Genomic DNA, 3,589 nt, shown 5'->3' with positions numbered 1-3,589 from the left:
GGCCGTCACCATGGACAAGGGCCTCGACCAGATCGCCGCGGTGCTGGGCGTCGTGCTCGCCGGGGCCGCGTACGTTCCGGTCGACACCAATCAGCCCGCCCCGCGCCGCGCCGCCATGCTCGACGGAATCGACCACGTGCTCACCGAGATCCCGGAGACCGGCGCGGATGTCGCCGAGCCGCCGTCACCCGGAATCGACCCGGACGCGCTCGCGTACGTGATCTACACCTCCGGGTCCACCGGCACCCCGAAGGGTGTGATGATCTCGCACGCGGCCGCGCGCAACACCATCGAGGACATCAACTCCCGATTCGAGGTCACCGAGCACGACCGGGTGCTGGGGCTGGCCCAACTCGGATTCGACCTGTCCGTGTACGACATCTTCGGCGTGCTGGGCGCGGGTGGCTGCCTCGTCCTGCCCGATCCGGACCGGCGCGCCGATCCGTCGCACTGGGCCGAACTCATCACCGGCCACGGCGTGACCATCTGGAATTCCGTTCCGGCCCAAGCGCAGATGCTCGCCGACTATCTGCCCGGCGACGCGCCCTCGGTGCGGGTGGCGTTGCTGTCCGGCGACTGGATCCCGGTGGCGCTGCCCGCGCAGCTGCGGGAGCGGCTGCCGAAGGCGCGGCTGATCAGCCTGGGCGGCGCGACGGAGGCGTCGATCTGGTCCATCGGCCACGAGATCGAAGACCTGGCGCCGGGGGCGACCAGTGTGCCCTATGGAAAACCCTTGGCCAATCAGCGTTTCCGCATTGTCGACGCGCTCGGCCGGGACTGCCCGGACTGGGTGCCGGGTGAACTGTGGATCGGCGGCGCGGGAGTGGCGCTCGGGTACCGTGATGATGATGGGTTGACCGAACGGAAGTTCGGCGACGGCTGGTACCGCACCGGCGATCTCGGGCGCTATCTGCCCGACGGGACCATCGAATTCCTCGGCCGCGCTGACAATCAGGTGAAGGTGCGCGGGCATCGTATCGAACTCGCCGAGGTCGAGGCGGCACTGGCGGCGCACCCGGAGGTCGCGGCGGCAGCAGTGGTGGTCCAGGGTGAGGGCACCGCGCGGCGGCTGGTGGCCTTCACCGAGTCCGCGCTGCACCAGGCCGGTGCCGAGGTCCTGCGGAAGTCCGCCGCCGGTGCGCCATCGGGAGAAGTCGAGGCCGAGCGAATCGCCGACTTCGCGCACGCGCTGGACGCGGCCGTCCTGGCCGACGCCCGCGCCGCCGTCGACGCGGTGGCCGATCACGAGGTCGCCCCCCGCCACCGTGAGCTGCTGCGCCGCTGGCGAAACGTGCTGCGGGACAACCCGTCCCCTGAAATTGCCGGCACCGGCGCCCGCACCGCCGCCGCTGCCTCGGTCGCCGATCGCGGCGCGACCGGTGTCTGGGAGCGGGTGCGGGAACTGGCCGTGCCGGACCTGTGTGACGAGCGGCTGATCGACTATCTGCACACCTGCGCGCAGTCCATGCCCGAGGTGTTGCGCGGTGAGCTGGATCCCATGACGCTCATGTTCCCCGACGGGGGGATGGCGGTGGCCGAGGCCGCCTACCGGACCAACATCATGACCCGGTACCTCAATGCCGTCGCGGCCGAGGCGGTGCGGCGGCGTGCGCCGCGCCGGGTGCTCGAGGTCGGTGCGGGGGTGGGCGCGACGACGGCGGAGGTGCTCGCCGCCGGATACGCGCCGACCCGCGACTACGTCTACACCGATGTGTCGCCGTACCTGCTCGAGCACGGACGCGCCCGCTTTCCCGGATTGACCTTCGCCCGCTACGACATCGACGTCCCGCCCCGCGAGCAGGGCTTCGCACCGGAGTCCTTCGACCTCATCCTGTGCGCGGGCGTGCTCAACAACGCCCGGCACACCGGCCGCACCCTGGGCTGGCTGCGTGAACTCCTCGCACCCGGCGGCACCCTGGTGATCACCGAGCCCACCCGGGAACATCACGAGGTGCTGGCCTCGCAGGCGTTCATGATGACCGCGCCGGAGGACCAGCGCGCCGACACCGGGCGCACCTTCCTGACCCGCGAGGAATGGCTGTCCGAACTCGAGCCGTTCGGACAGGTGACCTGCCTTCCGGAACCGGGACACCCTCTGGAACCGCTGGGGCAGCACGTTTTCGTCGCCTGCCCCTCGATCACCGATCGGCTGCGCGCCACCCTGCCCGACTACATGGTTCCCGCCGTGATCGAAACCCTGCCCGCACTGCCGCTCACCGACAACGGCAAGGTGGACCGGCGCGCCCTGGCGGCGCTGGCCGATATCCGCACCGCCGCGGCGGATCGGGCGACCGGAACGGACGACGAACCCCGCGACGAACTCGAGCGTCAACTCGCGGGCATCATCGCGGATGTGGTGCGCCGCCGCCATATTCCGCGCACCGCCAATCTGTTCGGGCTCGGCGCGGATTCGGTCATGCTGAGCCAGATCGCGGGCCGGGTGCAGCAGGAGGTGACCCTCGCGCACCCGCTCTACTTCGACAGCATCCTGCGCCAGCTCCTCCATCAGCCCACCCTCGCCGACCTGGCCGGTCACCTGCGTGCGGCCGGTGACCCCGAATCCGCCGCTCCCGCAACGCCGCTGGTGGACCTGGGCGGCCCGCCCAGCGACCCGCACCCGGTCATCGTCCTGGTGCACGAGGGGCTGGGCACCATGGCCCCCTATCAACGGCTGGCCGCGCGCCTGTCGGCGACCCGGCGGGTGCTCGGCCTGGCGGTGCCCGACCCCCGCGCCTTCGCCGAGATCGCCCCGGAGGTCCTCATCGACCGCCTCGCCGCGGACTACGCCGACGCGCTGCTCGCGGCCGGGCACACCACCATCCGCCTGGTCGGCTACTGCCTGGGCGGCCTGCTCGCCACCGAGGTGGCCCGGACCTTCACCGAACGCGGCGGCAGCGTGGACCGGCTCACCGTGATCAGCAGCTACCCACCGGAATTCGAGGTGGAGGAGCCCATGGTGCTGGAGGGCACTTTCGCGCAGGCGCTCGGAGCCGACCCCACGACACTGGGATATCCGGGCGACACCGAGGAACTCGGTCGCGCCCTGGCCGACATCCTGGCCGCCACCCCGGGCCGGATACCCGCCGGATCACTCGATTTCGGCGGCCTCGCGGAGTTGTCACCGGAGGAGCGGATCGCGCGGATCACCACCGACCCGCACCAGTTCGCGGTGTTCCGCAACAGCTTCCAAGCGGCCAGTCGGCACGCGCCGCCGCTGTACGCCGGTGACATCACCCTGCTGCGACCGCGCGAGGGGATGCGGTTGGTCTCCGGCATGTCCGGCGATCTCACCGACTACTGGTCCACGGTGTGCCTGGGTCGGCTCGATGTCGTGGAGATTCCCGGCAACCACTTCACCTGCCTGGCCCACGACCTCACCGCGCGGCTGTGACGGCCGGCCCCGTCATCGGAGTGCTCGGCGCGACCGGAGCCGTCGGGTCGGCCCTGCTCGGCATGCTCTCCGATCACGCCGTGCGGCCGGGCACCCGCGCGGACTTCACCGACCTGCGGCACTGGGCCACCGGCTGCGCGGTGGTCGTGAACTGCACCGGCGTGCCCGTCGCGGACCGGATACACAGTGCCGGAGCCG

The 3,589-nt window shown here is 71.3% G+C and carries 2 protein-coding genes; both read left to right on the top strand.

All coding sequences use genetic code 11. The features are described from left to right. Window positions 1-3,391 (top strand): amino acid adenylation domain-containing protein (locus tag QK444_RS34160; RefSeq protein WP_282786146.1); only part of this gene is annotated, 3,391 nt, incomplete at its 5' end. Then, a partial coding sequence (locus QK444_RS34155; RefSeq protein ID WP_282786145.1) for a hypothetical protein occupies window positions 3,388-3,589 on the top strand: 202 nt, incomplete at its 3' end. The genes QK444_RS34160 and QK444_RS34155, both read left to right, overlap by 4 nt.

Source organism: Nocardia sp. CC201C, from assembly GCF_030010695.1.
GTDB classification, from domain to species: domain Bacteria; phylum Actinomycetota; class Actinomycetes; order Mycobacteriales; family Mycobacteriaceae; genus Nocardia; species Nocardia otitidiscaviarum.
This window is presented reverse-complemented; position numbering and strand designations above follow the sequence as displayed.